We start from the raw sequence: 17,013 nt of genomic DNA on the forward strand, positions 1-17,013 counted from the left end.
CGCACCACTATTTAGGGTTTTCATTAATCCTGATGTTGAATGTTTAGTTTTAACTTATGCTCAATATCAAAACCGTTGCGCCCTTAGCTCAGCTGGATAGAGTACCTGGCTACGAACCAGGCGGTCGGAGGTTCGAATCCTCCAGGGCGCACCACATTATTAGAGAAAGCCTCGTTTTTACGAGGCTTTTTTTATGTTTGCTATAAGTTTGTTGCAACAATGTTAAGTTTGTGGTGTTTTTAACTTGTTGTATTTAAAGTAATTCTTGATTGCTTCTTTGTTATTCCACCTTTCTCATATCTATTCTCAGAAAAGCCCCGTTTAAGTCACAGTTTAAATATCTAAAAATGACTCATTTGACAGATTTATGTGATCTGATAGGCGAATAATTAACCTTATGTGTGCGTTATCCGTAACAGAACCTTAAACAAAATTGACAAACTTTTACCAATCGAGATAATCCATGGGTCGGGATCACTATTCGCTGAAATCCTGTACGTATGTCAGGATGACGAAGAAAGGAAGCAACATGACTAATATTGGAAGCCTGCTAGGAGATGCGGCGACTCTAATGATAACGGGGATGTCCGTTGTCTTTATTTTCTTAACTATTCTAGTTTACCTCGTTCGGTTGATGTCAAAACTGGTACCAGAAGAAGTACCGGAGCCGATCGCAGCACCTAAAAAAATTCAAAAATCACAAGCAAACCCTTCAGCTGTTAGTCCACAGGTAGTGGCAGCAATTTCGGCCGCGGTTCATCAATACCGTGCGTCTACTGCTAAGTAGCATTTAAAGGATTAAAAAGGAGTTTATGAGCATGTCTAAACCACTAGCTATCACAGATGTGGTACTTCGTGACGCGCACCAGTCACTATTTGCTACTCGTATGCGTATCGAAGATATGCTGCCAATTGCGGCAGAACTGGATAAAGTCGGTTACTGGTCACTTGAGACTTGGGGCGGCGCAACGTTTGATTCGTGCATCCGTTTTCTTGGAGAAGATCCGTGGGAACGTTTACGAGAGCTGAAAAAAGCGATGCCCAACACACCAATGCAGATGCTACTGCGTGGTCAAAATTTATTGGGTTACCGTCACTACGCGGATGATGTAGTAGAAAAGTTTGTTGAACGTGCCCATAGTAACGGCATGGACGTATTCCGTATTTTTGATGCGATGAATGACGTACGTAACTTTGAAACCGCAGTGAAAGCAACGATTGATGTTGGCGGCCACGCTCAAGGTACGTTGTCTTACACAACCAGTCCGGTTCACAACTCAGATACGTGGGTTGATTTGGCTAAGCGCCTAGAGGATCTAGGTTGTCATTCACTATGCATCAAAGATATGTCAGGTTTATTAAAGCCCTATGAAGCGGAAGAGCTAATCACTCGCATCAAAGCGTCTTGTGATGTGCCTCTAGCGCTGCATAGCCACGCGACAACGGGTCTATCAACCGCTACAGCCGTTAAAGCTGTTGAAGCGGGTATTGATATTCTAGACACCGCAATCTCTTCTATGAGCTGTACTTACGGCCATACACCAACCGAAACGGTTGTTGCTATGCTAGAAGGCACAGAGCGCGACACGAATCTCAAACTAGACCAAATCGAACCAATCGCGGCTTACTTCCGTGATGTACGTAAAAAGTATGCGAAATGGGAAGGCCAGCTAAAAGGTGTCGACTCTCGAATCTTGATCGCTCAAGTTCCTGGCGGCATGTTAACCAACATGGAAGGCCAGCTTAAAGAGCAAGGCGCTGCCGATCGCATGGATGAAGTTCTAGAAGAGATCCCACGCGTACGTAAAGAGTTGGGTTACATTCCTTTGGTAACACCTACTTCTCAGATTGTCGGTACTCAAGCGGTTATCAACGTTCTAACGGGTGAGCGCTACAAGAGCATCACTAAAGAGACTGCGGGTCTACTGAAAGGCGAATACGGTCAAGCTCCTGCTGAGGTTGATGCTGAACTGCAAGCGAAAGTGTTAGATGGTGCTGAGCCAATCACGTGTCGTCCTGCTGATTTACTTAAGTCTGAAATGGATACGTTAACGACTGACCTTTTAGAAAAAGCGAAATCAGATGGTATTTCACTCGCTGAAGATACCGTTGATGATGTACTGACGTACGCACTATTCCCACAAGTGGGTCTTAAGTTCCTTAAAAACCGTCACAACCCTGAAGCGTTTGAACCTGTACCAACGGCTGAAGCTGCAACTCCTGTTACGGCTGCACCACAACCTGCTGCTGGCGGCATTGAGAGCTACAGCGTGAAGGTTGATGGTCAAGTTTATGATGTTGAAGTTGGCCCTCAAGGTGAACTGACATCGGTATCTCCATCAGCGAAACCAGCACAAGCGGCTCAAGCAGCACCTGCTGCGGCTTCTGATGCAGAAGCGATTCCAGCTCCATTAGCCGGCAACATCTTTAAAGTCATCGTTCAGGCGGGTGCTGAAGTGGCCGAAGGTGATGTTCTGCTGATCCTAGAAGCGATGAAAATGGAAACGGAAGTACGAGCTGCTCGCAGTGGTATCGTTCAAGAATTGAATGTTAAAGAAGGCGATGCAGTTACTGTTGGCGCTCCACTACTAAGCTTAGCGTAAGGGAGTACCATGGAAGGATTGATGACCTTATGGTCTGAAACAGGGATTGCTAACTTTGAGTTCGGCCAGATCTGTATGATGTTGGTTGGTTGCTCACTGTTGTTTTTGGCAATTCGCAAAGGGTTTGAACCTTTACTGCTGTTACCTATTGGTTTTGGTGCTGTATTAGCCAATATTCCAAATGCTGGATTCACGGATCCCGGCGGTTTGCTTTACTACGTTTACTACATTGGTATTGAAACTGGCATTTTCCCACTGCTGATCTTTATGGGTGTTGGAGCGATGACGGACTTTGGTGCGTTGATTGCTAACCCTAAAACACTGTGGCTCGGGGCTGCTGCTCAGTTTGGTATATTCGCAACGCTATTTGGCGCGATCTTGCTGAACTATGTACCAGGAATGGAGTTCTCAATGGCAGATGCTTCGTCAATTGCGATCATTGGTGGTGCCGATGGCCCAACCGCGATCTTTTTGGCGAGTAAGTTATCTCCTGATCTATTAGGTGCGATTGCGGTAGCGGCGTATAGCTACATGGCTTTAGTTCCTATTATTCAGCCACCAATCATGAAAGCGTTAACGTCTCCTGAAGAGCGCCAAATTAAGATGGCTCAACTTCGTCATGTAAGCAAAGCTGAGAAGATCCTTTTCCCGCTAGCTGTACTGCTGATGACGATTTTGTTCCTACCTTCAGCAACCCCTCTAGTAGGTATGTTCTGTTTGGGTAACTTAATGCGCGAAGCGGGTGTGGTTGATCGTCTTTCAAAAACAGCCCAAAACGAACTGATTAACGTTGTGACTATTTTCCTTGGCCTAGGTGTTGGCTCTAAGCTTCAAGCAGACACGTTCTTGAACTTAGAGACGTTAGGTATCCTTGGGTTAGGTGCGGTGGCGTTTAGTATTGGTACGGCTGGTGGTGTATTGATGGCGAAGCTGCTGAACCGCTTCTCGAAAGAAGACATTAACCCACTGATTGGCGCCGCTGGTGTATCAGCGGTTCCGATGGCGGCTCGTGTTGTGAATAAGGTTGGACTTGAGGCAAACCCTCAGAACTTCCTGTTGATGCATGCGATGGGTCCGAACGTAGCGGGTGTACTTGGTAGTGCCGTTGCTGCGGGTATCCTATTAGCTCTCGTAGGTTAATGAGTTACTTGGCTATGCTGCTCGTTACGTTAATTGGTCGTCAATTTACGCATGAGCGGTTAACTTCGCCTTATTAAATGGTTTATAGTCAAAGGGATGCTTTCGCATCCCTTTCTTTTTATTAATTAGGGTGCTTATTCATCAGGGCTTCTATCAATCAAGGAAATGTGGAAATGGAAAATAAACAGATTGCGATTACTCAATTCGGCGGCGTCGAAAACCTCAGTATTCAAACCAGTACTATTCCTGAGCCTAAGGCCGGAGAAGTGGTGGTTAAAGTTTCCTTTTCAGGCGTTAATCCTATTGATGTGAAAACCCGTGCTGGCCTTGGTTGGGCGGCAGCACAAAACAAAGACAACCTTCCTTGGGTTCCTGGTTACGATATTTCAGGGCAAATTGTCACGCTAGGCGAACAGGCAGAGCGTTTTACTGTTGGTGATAACGTAGCCGGCTTTATTGGTTTTCCACTGCAAGGTGGCGGTTATAGCCAGTATGTGTGTGTTCCAGAGGTCGCATTAAGTATGGTCCCAGACTCGGTTGCGTTAGAAGCGGCTGCAGCTTTACCACTCGCTAGCCAAACCGCAGCACAAGCGCTTAACAAAGCGGAAGTGAAAGAGAGCGATCGCGTACTCATCTTAGCGGGTGCTGGCGGCGTTGGTCATCTTGCGGTTCAAATCGCAGTGGCTGCAAAAGCTGAGGTCTACACGACCTGCAGCGAGGCCAACCTTGATTACCTTGCTACGTTAGGCGCTCATGCGATTAACTATAAATTTGCGCCAGCATCGGAAAGAGTCTCTGATGTTGATGTACTGATTGATTTAGTGGGGGGTGATACCGCGCTTGATGCGTTGAAGTGTTTGAAAGATGGTGCGAGAGTGGTAACGGTGCCTACGCTGTCTGCTGAATTAATTTGCGAGAAAGCGACATTATTGGGTTTCACTGCTTCAGGTATGCTCGTTGAGCCAAATCCAGAGCAAATGGACACTATGCTTTACATGGTTAGCGTAGGATTGCTCAAAACAGAAATTCAAACTATCTACCCGTTAGATGAAGCACAGTCGGCGCATCTACAAGTAGAAACCGGACACACCAGAGGCAAGGTACTACTTAAAATGCAAGAAGGTTAATATGCAGTGCTAGAGTTCTTTAATTCTCTTTTTGAAAACATAGCGTTGTGGTTTTCTGACTCGGCGCTGTGGGTGCTCTTCATTAGTGGCTTCTTGAGTGCCACATTGTTACCAGGGGGCTCAGAAGCAAGCCTTGTGGCAGCATTGAGCTTAGAACAGTTCTCAACATCATCAATCATTCTTCTGGCGACACTCGGTAATACTTTAGGCGGGCTGACCAACTATTGGATTGGTTTGTGGCTGCCTAATCGAACTCAATCTGAAAAGCATGGTCATAAGGCTATGGCTTGGCTGAGCCGCTATGGCTATTGGACACTGCTATTCAGTTGGTTGCCGATCATTGGTGACCCTTTGTGCTTAGCCGCGGGTTGGTTAAGAATGAAATTTATTCCTAGCGTTATTTTGATAGCGATTGGCAAAGCCGCTCGCTACAGCTTACTTGCTGCTATCTACTTCGGTTTTTTCTAAGGAGAACCTATGAAAAAGGTTTTACTTGGTACATTTTCTCTTATCGCCATTGCAGGCTGTTCTTACAATGTACCTAGCTCTACACCCTTCTTTTCCTCGTTACCTGAAGGTGTCACTCTGTTAGAAGAGGTTAAGCCTTCTAAAGATAAAGTGGTGATCCCTTACACCAAATATCAGCTTGAAAACGGCCTGACAGTTATTCTTTCCCCTGATGATTCTGATCCTCTTGTACATGTGGATGTTACCTATCATGTCGGCTCAGCTCGTGAAGAAATAGGCAAATCGGGCTTTGCTCATTTCTTCGAACACATGATGTTCCAAGGCTCTGAGAACGTCGGTGACCAGCAGCACTTTAAGATCATTACCGAGGCGGGTGGCTCGTTAAACGGCACGACTAACCGTGATCGTACTAACTACTTTGAAACCGTTCCATCTAACCAACTTGAGAAAATGTTGTGGTTAGAATCAGACCGAATGGGTTTTTTATTGGATGCGGTTTCTCAGAAGAAATTCGAAGTTCAAAGAGGCACGGTTAAAAACGAACGTGCTCAAAGTTATGAAAACCGTCCTTATGGCTTGATGTGGGAACGCATGGGTGAAGCGCTTTACCCTGAAGGTCACCCTTACTCATGGCAACCAATCGGTTATGTGGAAGATCTAGACCGTGTTGATGTGAATGACCTTAAGGCGTTCTTCCTACGTTGGTACGGCCCAAATAATGCGGTACTGACTATCGGTGGTGATATCGACGTTGATGACACGCTAGAGTGGGTTAATCAGTACTTTGGCCCAATCCCTCAAGGTCCGGAAGTTAAGGCTGCTGAGAAGCAACCAGCTGTTCTAACAGAAGATAAGTACATCACCTTAGAAGACAACGTTCGTCAGCCGATGGTGCTTGTTGGTTGGCCAACAACCTACCGCGGTGAAGATACGCAAGCTTCACTGAATGCGCTGTCTAACGTGTTAGGTTCAGGGACCAACAGTTATCTGTACCAAAACCTCGTAAAAACGCAAAAAGCGGTGAGTGCAGGCTCTTTCCACGATTGTGCAGAGCTCGCTTGTACTATGTATGTCTATGCGATGGGTGACTCAGGTGAAAAGGGGGATTTGACGGTTCTAAATAAAGAACTGATGGGAACCCTAGAACAATTTTCGAAAGGCGGTGTGGAACAAGATCGTCTAGATCAAATTACCGGCATGGCTGAAGCGAATGCGGTGTTTGCACTGCAAAGTGTTAGAGGCAAGGTTTCACAGCTCGCGTCAAATCAAACCTTCTATGGCCAGCCTGATCGTATTGAATCACAACTCGATCAAATCCGAGCTGTTACCCCTGAAAGCGTAAGCAAGGCGTATCAAGATTTTATCGAAGGTAAGCACAAGGTTACCTTGAGTGTGGTTCCTAAGAAAAAACTCGACTTAGCGGTTCGCGAGGCTACATTTAGCACTCCTGCTCGTACCCTTCCTGAATACAGCAAAGTGACAGAAGAACAATTGGATTTCAGAAAGGCACCGAACACATTTGATCGCAGCGTGATGCCTGAAGTGAACTTTGGTGTTGAAGCGACCATGCCTGAGCTGTATCGCATGCATTTTGCTAATGGTACTGACTTGATTGGTACTGTGACTAGCGAAACGCCGACAGTGCAGCTACAAATTCAACTCCCTGCGGGTGAGCGCTATGTTGGTAAAGGTCAAGAGGGTTTGGCGAACCTAACTGCATCGATGATGGAAGAAGGTTCGACTAAACGAACGGTTGAAGAGTTGCAGGCTACCTTAGATAAGCTTGGTAGTAGCGTTAGCATTAGTGCTGGCAGCTATACCACAGATATTTCAGTCTCGACGTTAGAGAAAAACCTGCCTCAAACCTTAGCGATCGTGCAAGAAGTTCTATTCGAGCCTAAGTTTGATGTTCAAGATTTCGAACGCGTTAAGAGTCAGATGTTAGAAGGCGTAGTGTATCAGCATCAACAACCGAGTTGGATGGCTTCTCAAGCAACCCGAGAGGTGTTGTTCGGTAGCAGTATTTTTGGTCGAGCGAGTGATGGCACCAAGGATTCTCTAGAATCGTTAACTCTAGACGATGTAAAACTGTTTTACAGTCAGCACTATACTCCTGAGGGAGCTAATATTGTTATTGTAGGGGACATCACGAAGGAGGAGGTTGGAAAGCAGCTTCAGTTCTTTGAAGAATGGCAAGGTGACGCTGCACCACTCACTCGTCCACAGATCATCAAGGAGCTTTCGGGCCAGAACTTGTACTTAGTGGATAAGCCGGGAGCACCACAAAGTATTGTACGCTTAGTTCGTAAAGGGTTACCGTTTGATGCGACCGGTGAATTGTATTTAAGTCAATTGGCTAACTTTAATTTAGCCGGTAACTTCAATAGCCGCATCAACCAGAACCTGCGTGAAGACAAAGCCTACACTTACGGTGCAAGCGGTTACTTTGCGAGTACGCGTGAAACTGGTGCGGTAGTGTTTAGTGCTCAAGTTAGAGCCAATGCGACGGTTCCATCAATTCAAGAGTTTATTGCTGAGCTAAATGAATTTAGTCAGAGTGGATTAACTGACGAAGAGGTGAAATTTATGCGCCTTGCCGTCGGTCAACAAGATGCGCTTAAATACGAAACACCAAGTCAAAAGGCTGGATTGTTGAGTAATATTGTTACGCTGAGCCTTGATGAAGACTACCTACAGCAGCGCAACCAGATAGTAGAAACGGTTTCAAAAGAGACTTTAAATGAGCTATCGAAGAAATGGTTTGACCCGAATGATTATCAAATAATTGTTGTTGGTGACGCGACTTCGCTGCGCCCTCAATTAGAAAAGTTAGATATTCCAATAGAAGAGCTTGAAATCATTCGTTAGAGTACACATTAAAGGGGGAGGGAAGAGATTCTACTTTTCTCCTCCAACCTAATTTATGATAGTTCTAATAAGAACAATATAAGATAAGTGAACAGAATTTTGACTGATTTTGCTGCGCGACTAAAGCAAGTTGCAACCAACCCTAAGACCTTCTCTCAATTTGGTCGTGGTGTTGAAAGGGAAACATTGCGCTACACGGAAGATGGGCATCTTGCTACTGGGCCGCACCCTAAGGCTTTAGGATCTGCGTTGATGAACGAATGGGTAACGACCGATTTCTCTGAGTCGCTACTGGAGTTTATCACGCCTGTTTTTAACGACGTTCCGACGCTTTTGAATCAGTTGTCTGATATCCATCACTTCACTCAAACCAAGTTAGACGGCGAAAAGCTGTGGCCACTCTCTATGCCTTGTTATGTGGGGAGTGAAGATTACATTCAGCTTGCGCAATACGGTACTTCTAACAACGGTAAGATGAAGACGCTATATCGTGAAGGCCTAAAGCGTCGCTACGGTAGTCTGATGCAGATTATTTCGGGTGTTCATTTCAACTTCTCTTTCCCAGAAAGCTTTTGGGACAGTCTGTTTGGAGAGCAAACCGAAGAAGCGCGTTGCGAAGCTAAATCAGATGCGTACTTCGGTTTGATTCGTAATTACTACCGCTTTGGTTGGTTAATCCCATACTTCTTCGGTGCTTCACCTGCGCTATGTTCTTCTTTTATCAAAGGAAGAGAAACCAACCTACCTTTTGAAAAGGTTGGAGAAACACTGTATCTACCCAAAGCAACGGCATTGCGCTTGAGTGACCTTGGTTACACCAACAGTGCGCAAAGTGTACTGAAGATTGGCTTCAACAGCCTAGACCAATACCTTGAAGGTTTGAACCAAGCGATTCGTACGCCATCGGAAGAGTTTGCTGAGATTGGCACTAAGGTTGATGGGGAATACCGTCAGCTAAATAGCAACGTACTGCAAATTGAGAATGAGCTTTATGCTCCAATCCGTCCTAAGCGTGTGGCGAAAAGTGGCGAGAAACCATCTGAAGCACTGGCTCGTGCTGGCGTTGAGTACATCGAGGTTCGCTCTTTAGACGTAAACCCATTCAGTTCAATTGGTATCAATGAACAGCAAGTTCGCTTCTTAGATTTATTCCTAACGTGGAGCGTGTTATCAGACTCTGCTGAAATGGATAACTGCGAGCTTGAATGCTGGCGCGATAACTGGAATAAGGTGATCTTAGAAGGTCGTCAGGTTGGTTTAGAGCTCAAGATTGGTTGTGATGGCGAAAGACTGTCCCTGCAAGACTGGGCTAAAAATGTATTCAAAGATCTTCGAGTTATCGCTGAGTTGATGGATGCTGAGCAAGGTGGTCGTGCATACCAAGAAACGTGCGATACGCTTGAAGCCTGGATTGATAACCCAGAGTTGACCATTTCTGGCCAGTTATTAGAAGAGACCAAGAAATTGGGTGGTTTGGGTAAAGTGGGTTGTGCGTTAGGAAAAACGTATGCTCAACAACACAAGGCACACCAATATAAAGTTTATTCTGCTGAGTTAATGGAAGCGGAAGTTCAACGCTCTGTCATTGCTCAACAGCAAAGTGAAGAAGCGAGCACTCAAGATTTTGATAGTTTCTTAACGGACTATTTTTCATATTTAAAAGCATAGCGAGACTTTGGTGGAAAGGAAGCAAACCTTATTAGGTCAGTCTACTCATGTGGGTGGAAAATGGTTACCTGTCGTGACTGTTGGTATTGTCTCTAGCCTATTGGTTGGATGTGCGACGCCTCCTCCTAAGCAGCAAAATAATATATGCAGCATCTTCAGAGAGCACCCTTCTTGGTATGAAGATGCGGTCGATATGCAAGATGAGTGGGGCACACCGATTAACGTCGCGATGGCTTTTGTTAAACAAGAGAGCAGCTTTCGACATGATGCGCGTCCACCAAAAGATTATATTCTTGGCTTTATACCGTGGGGAAGAGTCAGTAGTGCCTACGGCTATGCACAAGCTCAAGACCCTGCTTGGGAAGACTTTCAAAAAGCGACCAATAATGGTGGTTCGAGAACCAATTTTGATGATGCATTGATGTTCATTGGTTGGTACACCAGCGAGACGCGCCGTCAGTTAGGGATCTCATTATGGGACCCGTATAACCAATATCTGGCTTATCATGAAGGTCGTGGTGGCTATAAACGCAAATCATACAACAGCAAACCATCGTTGATTAAGGTGGCTCGCAAAGTCGAACAGCAAGCAAAAGATTATGGATGGCAACTTAAACAGTGCCGAAAAGAACTAGAAGACAATCGAAGTTGGTTTTTTTAAAGCCAATCGTCATGGAGAATAGCAATGCCTTTATTAGATAGTTTTACTGTTGATCATACGCGCATGAACGCACCTGCAGTTCGTGTTGCTAAAACAATGCAAACCCCAAAAGGGGATACCATTACGGTATTTGACCTGCGTTTTACTGCGCCAAACAAAGATATCCTATCTGAGAGAGGTATTCATACTCTCGAGCACCTATACGCTGGGTTCATGCGTGCTCACCTCAATGGCTCTGCGGTTGAGATCATTGATATTTCGCCTATGGGTTGTCGTACCGGTTTCTATATGAGCTTGATTGGTACGCCTTCAGAGCAGCAAGTGGCTGAAGCTTGGTTAGCGGCTATGCAAGACGTACTGAAAGTTGAGAACCAGAATAAGATCCCTGAGTTGAACGAATACCAGTGTGGTACTGCGGCAATGCATTCCTTAGATGAAGCTAAAGAGATTGCGAATGCAATCATCGCTACCGGTATTTCAGTAAACAAAAATGATGAACTGGCATTGCCAGAGTCGATGCTTCAAGAGCTTAAAATCGACTAATCACTTTTCTTTACTTTAGATGCGCTTCACTCTAGATACATTTCAATCTAGAGGCAGAGCGAGTTAGATACTAAAAGGCCCGGTTCAATGAGCCGGGCCTTTTGTTGTAGAGGGACTTAGTTGGTAACTCAGTTGGTTATACCAATCGTAGTAAATAACTGGTCACCCTAGCTTGCTAAAACGCTCGATAACTACGTTAGAATTTTTGATTGTAGAATAACTACTTATCGAAAAATTCTGCCTTGTTCTCAAGCCTTTTCCCTACGCTATTTTTGATCACTTACTTACTGTGATTGGTATTACTCTCATCTAATGAGTCGCCTCTATCCGGTTACGATCTGCGGAAACACACGCACCAGCTTGATGCGATTCTCTTCGAGCTCAACAATTTCCATTGGATGGCTGGCAACCTGAACACTCAGGTGACTCTCTGGAATATCTTCAAGATGCTCCAGTATCAAACCATTAAGTGTTCTTGGTCCATCGGTAGGCAGTGCCCACTGCAAACCTTTGTTGATATCTCGGATATTAGCGCTGCCTTCAATCAAGAAGCTACCATCGCTTTGCGGTGTGATCTCTTCAGATAAACTTGGTGCGATTGAAGTCGTAAATTCGCCCACGATCTCTTCGAGAATATCTTCGAGGGTAACCAAACCGTTAATATCGCCATACTCATCAACAATCAAACCGATACGCTGTTTGTTGCGTTGGAATTTAAGCAGTTGGGTGTTAAGCGGTGTCGCTTCCGGAATAAAGTAGATCTCATCTGCAGCACGCAGCAGGGTCTCTTTATTGAATTCGTTCTTTTCGAGCATCAAGCGATAAGCTTCACGTAGCCTCAGCATGCCAACTACTTCATCTATCTGATCACGGTACAACACGATGCGACCATGAGGTGAATGAGTGAGCTGACGCACGATCGATTTCCAATCATCATTGATGTCGATGCCGGTGATCTCGTTACGTGGCACCATTATGTCATTCACGGTGACGTGTTCTAAATCGAGAATAGACACCAACATATCTTGGTGACGCTGTGGTATTAGGCTACCCGCTTCATTTACTACGGTTCTGAGTTCTTCTGAGCTTAGATGATCGGTTGCATCATGGTTAGCTTTAACGCCTAAGATACGAATGAAGCCATTGGTAATAAAGTTGACCAAGATAACCAATGGAGATAGCACCTTCATCAGTATTATTAATAGAATACTGCTGGCGTAAGAAACTCGTTCAGGGAAAAGAGAAGCGATGGTTTTTGGTGTAACCTCAGCAAACACGAGGATCACTAGGGTCAGGGCTCCGGTTGCGATTGCAACACCGATATCGCCGTAGATACGCATACCAAGAATAGTCGCGATCGCGGATGCAAGAATATTGACGAGATTGTTGCCGATGAGAATAAGGCCAATCAATCTGTCTGGGCGACTTAGAAGTTTTTCTACGCGTTTGGCACCTTTATGACCCGTATTGGCCAAGTGCTTTAAACGGTAGCGGTTCAAGGACATCATGCCCGTTTCGGAACCAGAGAAATAACCAGAAATTACAATGAGACACGCGAGTAGCGCAAATAAGATACCCGTTGATATGTCGTCCAAAACTATTCTTTTCCTTTTTGTGTATCTTGATTAATTTATGACCGAACATGGTCGAGATGTCAATTGAATGTATCGTACTCAATATTTTAAAGGCAAGGTGTGTGAGACCTTGCCTTCATTATACAGACTAATTCAGGATTATTTCCTGAACGAAGCGGCTACCGAAGTAAGCTAATGTGAGCATGGTGGCACCCGCAAGGGCAAACCATGTGACTTTTTGCCCACGCCAACCTTTCTGATAGTGACCCCAAAGAAGGATGGAATAGATAACCCAAGCTATAAAAGACAATACTGCTTTATGTGCTTTACCTTGAGCAAACATATCTTGTACGAAGATAAGTCCAGTTAATAAAGTACCTGTTAACAAACCATTACCGATTAAAATGATCTTGAAAAGCTGTCTTTCCACCATCATTAAAGGAGGTAGGTTAGGGTTTATCACTAACGCTTTTTTCTTTTTAAGTTTGTGATCTAGCCACGCGAGTTGCATAGCGTATAGCGCACCGATGGTAAGTGTCGCGTATGAGAACAGAGCTAAAGATATGTGTAGCAACAGCTTTGGGTCATTCTCTAAGTGTTTGATGAAGGTGCTAGGAAGAAAAGTGGCAGCCATTAGATTTAGAGCAGCGAAGCTATAAACAACAGGTAAGATGAACCACAAACGTGTTTTGAGCATAGCACCGCTCATGACCACAGATATGATTAAACTGATTAAAGAAGCAACGTTTAAGATACTGAGGTTTTGACCACTGGCATTAAAGATTAAATCGCCAAGCAACCAAGCATGGAAAGCTAAAGCAAGTAATGCGCTGATAAACACCGTTTTTACACGGATTCCTGTTTGGTGCACGAGACCTGGAATGATCGTGAAAATCGCCATTGTATAAAGAAAGGCTGCTGCGATCGCAATAAGACTGTCCATGGTATCCATTTAAATGATTACTAATTGGCGAATTATACCTCGCATCGCTCTTTGGGGCTATGGTGAACCTCATTCAATTCCAAGTGAATAATGTCTCACATCACATGCGTGGATGATTAACGCTCCACAACGGGTATGACTCTAATCCGCGCTAATGTATACTCACAGTAATAGTCGCAGTTTTGAGCGAAGAGAAAACTATGTTTGATAATTTAACGGATCGTCTATCCAAAACGCTGAAAAACATCAGCGGTAAAGGTCGCCTGACCGAAGACAATATTAAAGAGACGCTGCGTGAAGTACGTATGGCGCTACTTGAAGCCGACGTTGCACTGCCAGTTGTCCGCGATTTTGTTAAGCGCGTAAAAGAAGGCGCTGTGGGTGTCGAGGTTTCTAAATCTCTAACACCTGGTCAAGAATTCATTAAGATCGTTCAAGCTGAACTTGAAGCTGTGATGGGAGAGTCTAACGAGGCTCTTGACCTAGCAGCACAACCGCCAGCAGTTATCTTAATGGCAGGTCTACAAGGTGCGGGTAAAACCACATCGGTAGGTAAGCTATCTAAGCTCCTGACTGAGCGTGATAAGAAGAAAGTTTTGGTTGTGTCTGCCGACGTTTACCGTCCGGCCGCGATCAAACAGCTTGAAACCTTAGCAAGCGATGTGGGTGTCGACTTCTTCCCATCTTCAGCTGACCAAAAGCCTCTTGATATTGCAAACGCTGCAATCGACCACGCGAAGAAGAAATTCTACGATGTGCTAATTGTCGATACTGCCGGTCGTTTGGCTATCGATGAAGAGATGATGGGTGAAATCAAAGAGCTTCATACTGCCATTAAACCAGTAGAGACGCTGTTCGTTGTTGATGCTATGACAGGTCAAGATGCTGCGAATACTGCAAAAGCCTTTGGCGATACGCTACCACTAACCGGTGTTATCTTAACGAAAGTGGATGGTGACGCGCGTGGTGGTGCTGCACTGTCTGTTCGTCACATCACAGGTAAGCCGATTAAATTCTTAGGTGTTGGTGAAAAGACTGACGCATTAGAACCATTCCACCCAGATCGTGTTGCTTCTCGCATCCTAGGTATGGGCGACGTACTGTCGCTTATTGAAGATCTACAGAAAAACGTTGATACCGAAAAAGCAGAGAAGCTGGCTAAGAAGTTCAAAGAGAAGAAAGGCTTTGACCTTGAAGACTTCCGTGAGCAACTTGGTCAGATGAAAAACATGGGCGGCATGATGGGCATGATGGATAAGCTTCCAGGCATGTCTCAACTACCAGACAACGTTAAAGATAAAGTTGATGACAAGATGTTCAAGCAAATGGAAGCGATCATCAACTCTATGACAATGAAAGAGCGTCAGCGCCCAGACCTAATCAAAGGCTCACGCAAAAAGCGTATTGCTGCAGGTTCTGGTACGCAAGTACAAGATGTAAACCGTATGCTTAAACAGTTCACTCAAATGCAGAAGATGATGAAGAAAATGCAGAAAGGTGGAATGAAAGGCATGATGCGCAACATGCAAGGCATGATGGGCGGCGGTGGAGGTATGGGCGGAATGGGTGGTGGTTTTAACCCGTTTGGCCGATAATCTACAAATGTAAGCTTTAGCTACGTTACTTTTCATAGTGTTAGCCGTGTCACAGAAAGTGAGCGGTGGCTATGTTGGTGAAAAAATAGCTAAAGCCCTTGCATTGCCCCGGAATAAGAGTAAAATTCCGGGGCTTTAATTTGGCACGAGACCCCAAGCTATTTACTTATACTTGGGGTTAATTATTTTATTAAGAAAGCAAAGAGGACGACATGGTAACCATTCGTTTGGCACGTCACGGTGCAAAGAAGCGCCCATTTTATCAAATCGTAGTTGCGGATAGCCGTAACTCTGTAACTGGCCGTTTCATCGAGAAAGTAGGTTTCTTTAACCCTACTGCTCAAGGTCAAGAAGAAGGTCTACGTCTAGACCTAGATCGTGTTAACCACTGGGTTGGTCAAGGCGCATCTCTATCTGACCGCGTAGCTAAGCTAGTTAAAGACGCTCAAAAAGCGGCTTAATTCTTTTTTAAAAAGAGAAATAGCTTATGTCGATGAAGGGTAAAGAAACGATGAGCGAGCAAAACGAAAGAATTGTTATGGGTAAACTTGGGTCTACCTATGGTATTCGTGGCTGGCTTAAAGTGTTCTCCTACACAGACAATGCTGAAAGCATATTTGATTACAGTCCTTGGTATTTAAAGCTAAAGGGCGAGTGGGTTGAGTATAAAGTTGAAAGCTGGAAACGTCATGGTCAAGGCTATGTATGTAAGCTAGCGGGATTAGATGTACGTGAAGACGCGCAACTGATGACCAACTTTGAAATTGCTATTGACCCTGCTTCATTACCTGAATTGTCAGAAGATGAATTCTACTGGCGCGAATTGTTCGGTATGCAAGTTTTTACCACTAAAGGTTACAACCTTGGTGAGGTCACTGACCTATTAGAAACTGGCTCGAACGATGTTCTAGTAATCAAAGCAAATCTTAAAGATGCTTTTGGCCAAAAGGAACGGTTAATCCCGTACCTTGAAGAGCAAGTGATCAAGAAAGTTGATCGCGAAGCTCGCCGGATCGAAGTTGACTGGGATCCTGGATTCTAACTCCAAATTACAGAGCGAGAGAACACATGTGGGTTGGCATTATTAGCCTTTTTCCTGAAATGTTCCGTTCTGTTACTGATTTTGGAGTAACAGGTCAAGCGGTTAAAAAAGGTCTTTTATCTATTGAGACATGGAATCCTCGCGATTTCACTCATGATAAACATCGCACTGTTGATGATAGACCTTACGGTGGTGGTCCTGGCATGTTAATGATGGTTCAGCCTTTGCGCGATGCTATCCAAACAGCCAAGCAAGCAGCACCGGGAAAGACGAAAGTAATCTATCTTTCACCTCAAGGTCGTAAACTCGACCAGAAAGGTGTTGAAGAGTTGGCAACAAACGAGAACTTGCTTCTTATTTGTGGCCGCTATGAAGGGGTAGATGAGCGCATTATTCAATCTGAAGTCGACGAAGAATGGTCGATTGGCGATTTTGTGATGACGGGTGGCGAACTGCCAGCCATGACGTTGATTGATTCAGTCTCTCGGTTTGTTCCGGGTGTACTTGGAGATTTCGCATCAGCAGAAGAAGATTCTTTTGCAAATGGTTTGCTAGATTGTCCCCATTATACGCGCCCTGAGGTGCTAGACGATAAAGATGTGCCATCGGTACTCAAGTCTGGAAACCATAAGGACATTCGTCGCTGGCGATTGAAACAATCGTTGGGCCGAACTTGGCTAAGAAGACCAGAACTCCTGGAAAACCTAGCTCTGACTGACGAACAGGAACAATTACTGGCTGAATTCATTAAAGAGCAACGCTCTTAACGAAAAGCAAGCAG

At 44.9% G+C, this 17,013-nt stretch carries 15 protein-coding genes and 1 tRNA gene; 14 read left to right on the forward strand and 2 right to left on the reverse strand.

Annotated features, from left to right (window positions below; all coding sequences use genetic code 11):
* Positions 1 to 77: 77 nt before the first annotated feature.
* The 10 genes from ACED28_RS06125 (at position 78) to luxS (ending at position 11,078) form a co-directional block, all read left to right on the forward strand.
* Positions 78 to 154: transfer RNA gene (locus ACED28_RS06125), tRNA-Arg, on the forward strand.
* 375 nt (positions 155 to 529) lie between these two features.
* Positions 530 to 787, forward strand: coding sequence for an oxaloacetate decarboxylase subunit gamma (locus ACED28_RS06130; protein ID WP_371709495.1), 258 nt, complete (start codon positions 530 to 532; stop codon positions 785 to 787).
* A 31-nt stretch (positions 788 to 818) separates the two neighbouring features.
* Positions 819 to 2,603: a sodium-extruding oxaloacetate decarboxylase subunit alpha gene (gene oadA, locus ACED28_RS06135; protein WP_371709496.1), complete on the forward strand. Its 1,785-nt coding sequence runs from the start codon at positions 819 to 821 to the stop codon at positions 2,601 to 2,603.
* A 9-nt stretch (positions 2,604 to 2,612) separates the two neighbouring features.
* The gene (locus tag ACED28_RS06140; RefSeq protein ID WP_009847617.1) at positions 2,613 to 3,743 is read left to right on the forward strand and encodes a sodium ion-translocating decarboxylase subunit beta; all 1,131 of its coding nucleotides are present in this window, start codon (positions 2,613 to 2,615) and stop codon (positions 3,741 to 3,743) included.
* 173 nt (positions 3,744 to 3,916) lie between these two features.
* Entirely contained in the window at positions 3,917 to 4,870 is a 954-nt protein-coding gene (locus tag ACED28_RS06145) for an NADP-dependent oxidoreductase (protein WP_371709497.1), read from the forward strand.
* Between the two features lie 6 nt (positions 4,871 to 4,876).
* A complete protein-coding gene (locus ACED28_RS06150) occupies positions 4,877 to 5,338 on the forward strand; it encodes a YqaA family protein (RefSeq protein WP_017097357.1) in 462 nt (153 codons plus the stop codon).
* A 9-nt stretch (positions 5,339 to 5,347) separates the two neighbouring features.
* A complete protein-coding gene (locus ACED28_RS06155) occupies positions 5,348 to 8,206 on the forward strand; it encodes a M16 family metallopeptidase (RefSeq protein ID WP_371709498.1) in 2,859 nt (952 codons plus the stop codon).
* Positions 8,207 to 8,305: 99 nt separating this feature from the next.
* On the forward strand, positions 8,306 to 9,874 hold the full coding sequence (gene gshA / locus ACED28_RS06160) for a glutamate--cysteine ligase (RefSeq protein ID WP_371709499.1): 1,569 nt from the start codon (positions 8,306 to 8,308) through the stop codon (positions 9,872 to 9,874).
* Positions 9,875 to 9,884: 10 nt separating this feature from the next.
* Complete coding sequence (locus ACED28_RS06165) at positions 9,885 to 10,535, forward strand: hypothetical protein (protein WP_083994557.1); 651 nt, start codon at positions 9,885 to 9,887, stop codon at positions 10,533 to 10,535.
* 24 nt (positions 10,536 to 10,559) lie between these two features.
* The gene (gene luxS / locus ACED28_RS06170) at positions 10,560 to 11,078 is read left to right on the forward strand and encodes an S-ribosylhomocysteine lyase (protein WP_009847612.1); all 519 of its coding nucleotides are present in this window, start codon (positions 10,560 to 10,562) and stop codon (positions 11,076 to 11,078) included.
* A 323-nt stretch (positions 11,079 to 11,401) separates the two neighbouring features.
* Here the strand turns inward: luxS and ACED28_RS06175 are convergent, their stop codons facing one another.
* Together ACED28_RS06175 and ACED28_RS06180 are read right to left on the reverse strand one after the other, a co-directional pair.
* Positions 11,402 to 12,673: an HlyC/CorC family transporter gene (locus ACED28_RS06175; protein WP_371709500.1), complete on the reverse strand. Its 1,272-nt coding sequence runs from the start codon at positions 12,671 to 12,673 to the stop codon at positions 11,402 to 11,404.
* A 127-nt stretch (positions 12,674 to 12,800) separates the two neighbouring features.
* Entirely contained in the window at positions 12,801 to 13,595 is a 795-nt protein-coding gene (locus tag ACED28_RS06180) for an inner membrane protein YpjD (RefSeq protein ID WP_065678058.1), read from the reverse strand.
* A 200-nt stretch (positions 13,596 to 13,795) separates the two neighbouring features.
* Here ACED28_RS06180 and ffh point away from each other — a divergent pair, with 200 nt between their 5' ends.
* The 4 genes from ffh (at position 13,796) to trmD (ending at position 16,999) form a co-directional block, all read left to right on the forward strand.
* A complete protein-coding gene (gene ffh, locus ACED28_RS06185) occupies positions 13,796 to 15,190 on the forward strand; it encodes a signal recognition particle protein (protein WP_004735506.1) in 1,395 nt (464 codons plus the stop codon).
* A 212-nt stretch (positions 15,191 to 15,402) separates the two neighbouring features.
* Entirely contained in the window at positions 15,403 to 15,651 is a 249-nt protein-coding gene (rpsP, locus tag ACED28_RS06190) for a 30S ribosomal protein S16 (protein ID WP_004735508.1), read from the forward strand.
* A 26-nt stretch (positions 15,652 to 15,677) separates the two neighbouring features.
* Positions 15,678 to 16,232: a ribosome maturation factor RimM gene (rimM, locus tag ACED28_RS06195; protein ID WP_009847609.1), complete on the forward strand. Its 555-nt coding sequence runs from the start codon at positions 15,678 to 15,680 to the stop codon at positions 16,230 to 16,232.
* 26 nt (positions 16,233 to 16,258) lie between these two features.
* A complete protein-coding gene (trmD, locus tag ACED28_RS06200) occupies positions 16,259 to 16,999 on the forward strand; it encodes a tRNA (guanosine(37)-N1)-methyltransferase TrmD (RefSeq protein WP_004735512.1) in 741 nt (246 codons plus the stop codon).
* The last annotated feature ends 14 nt before the right edge of the window (positions 17,000 to 17,013 follow it).

The organism is Vibrio sp. 1F253, assembly GCF_041439295.1.
Lineage (GTDB): Bacteria > Pseudomonadota > Gammaproteobacteria > Enterobacterales > Vibrionaceae > Vibrio > Vibrio tasmaniensis_A.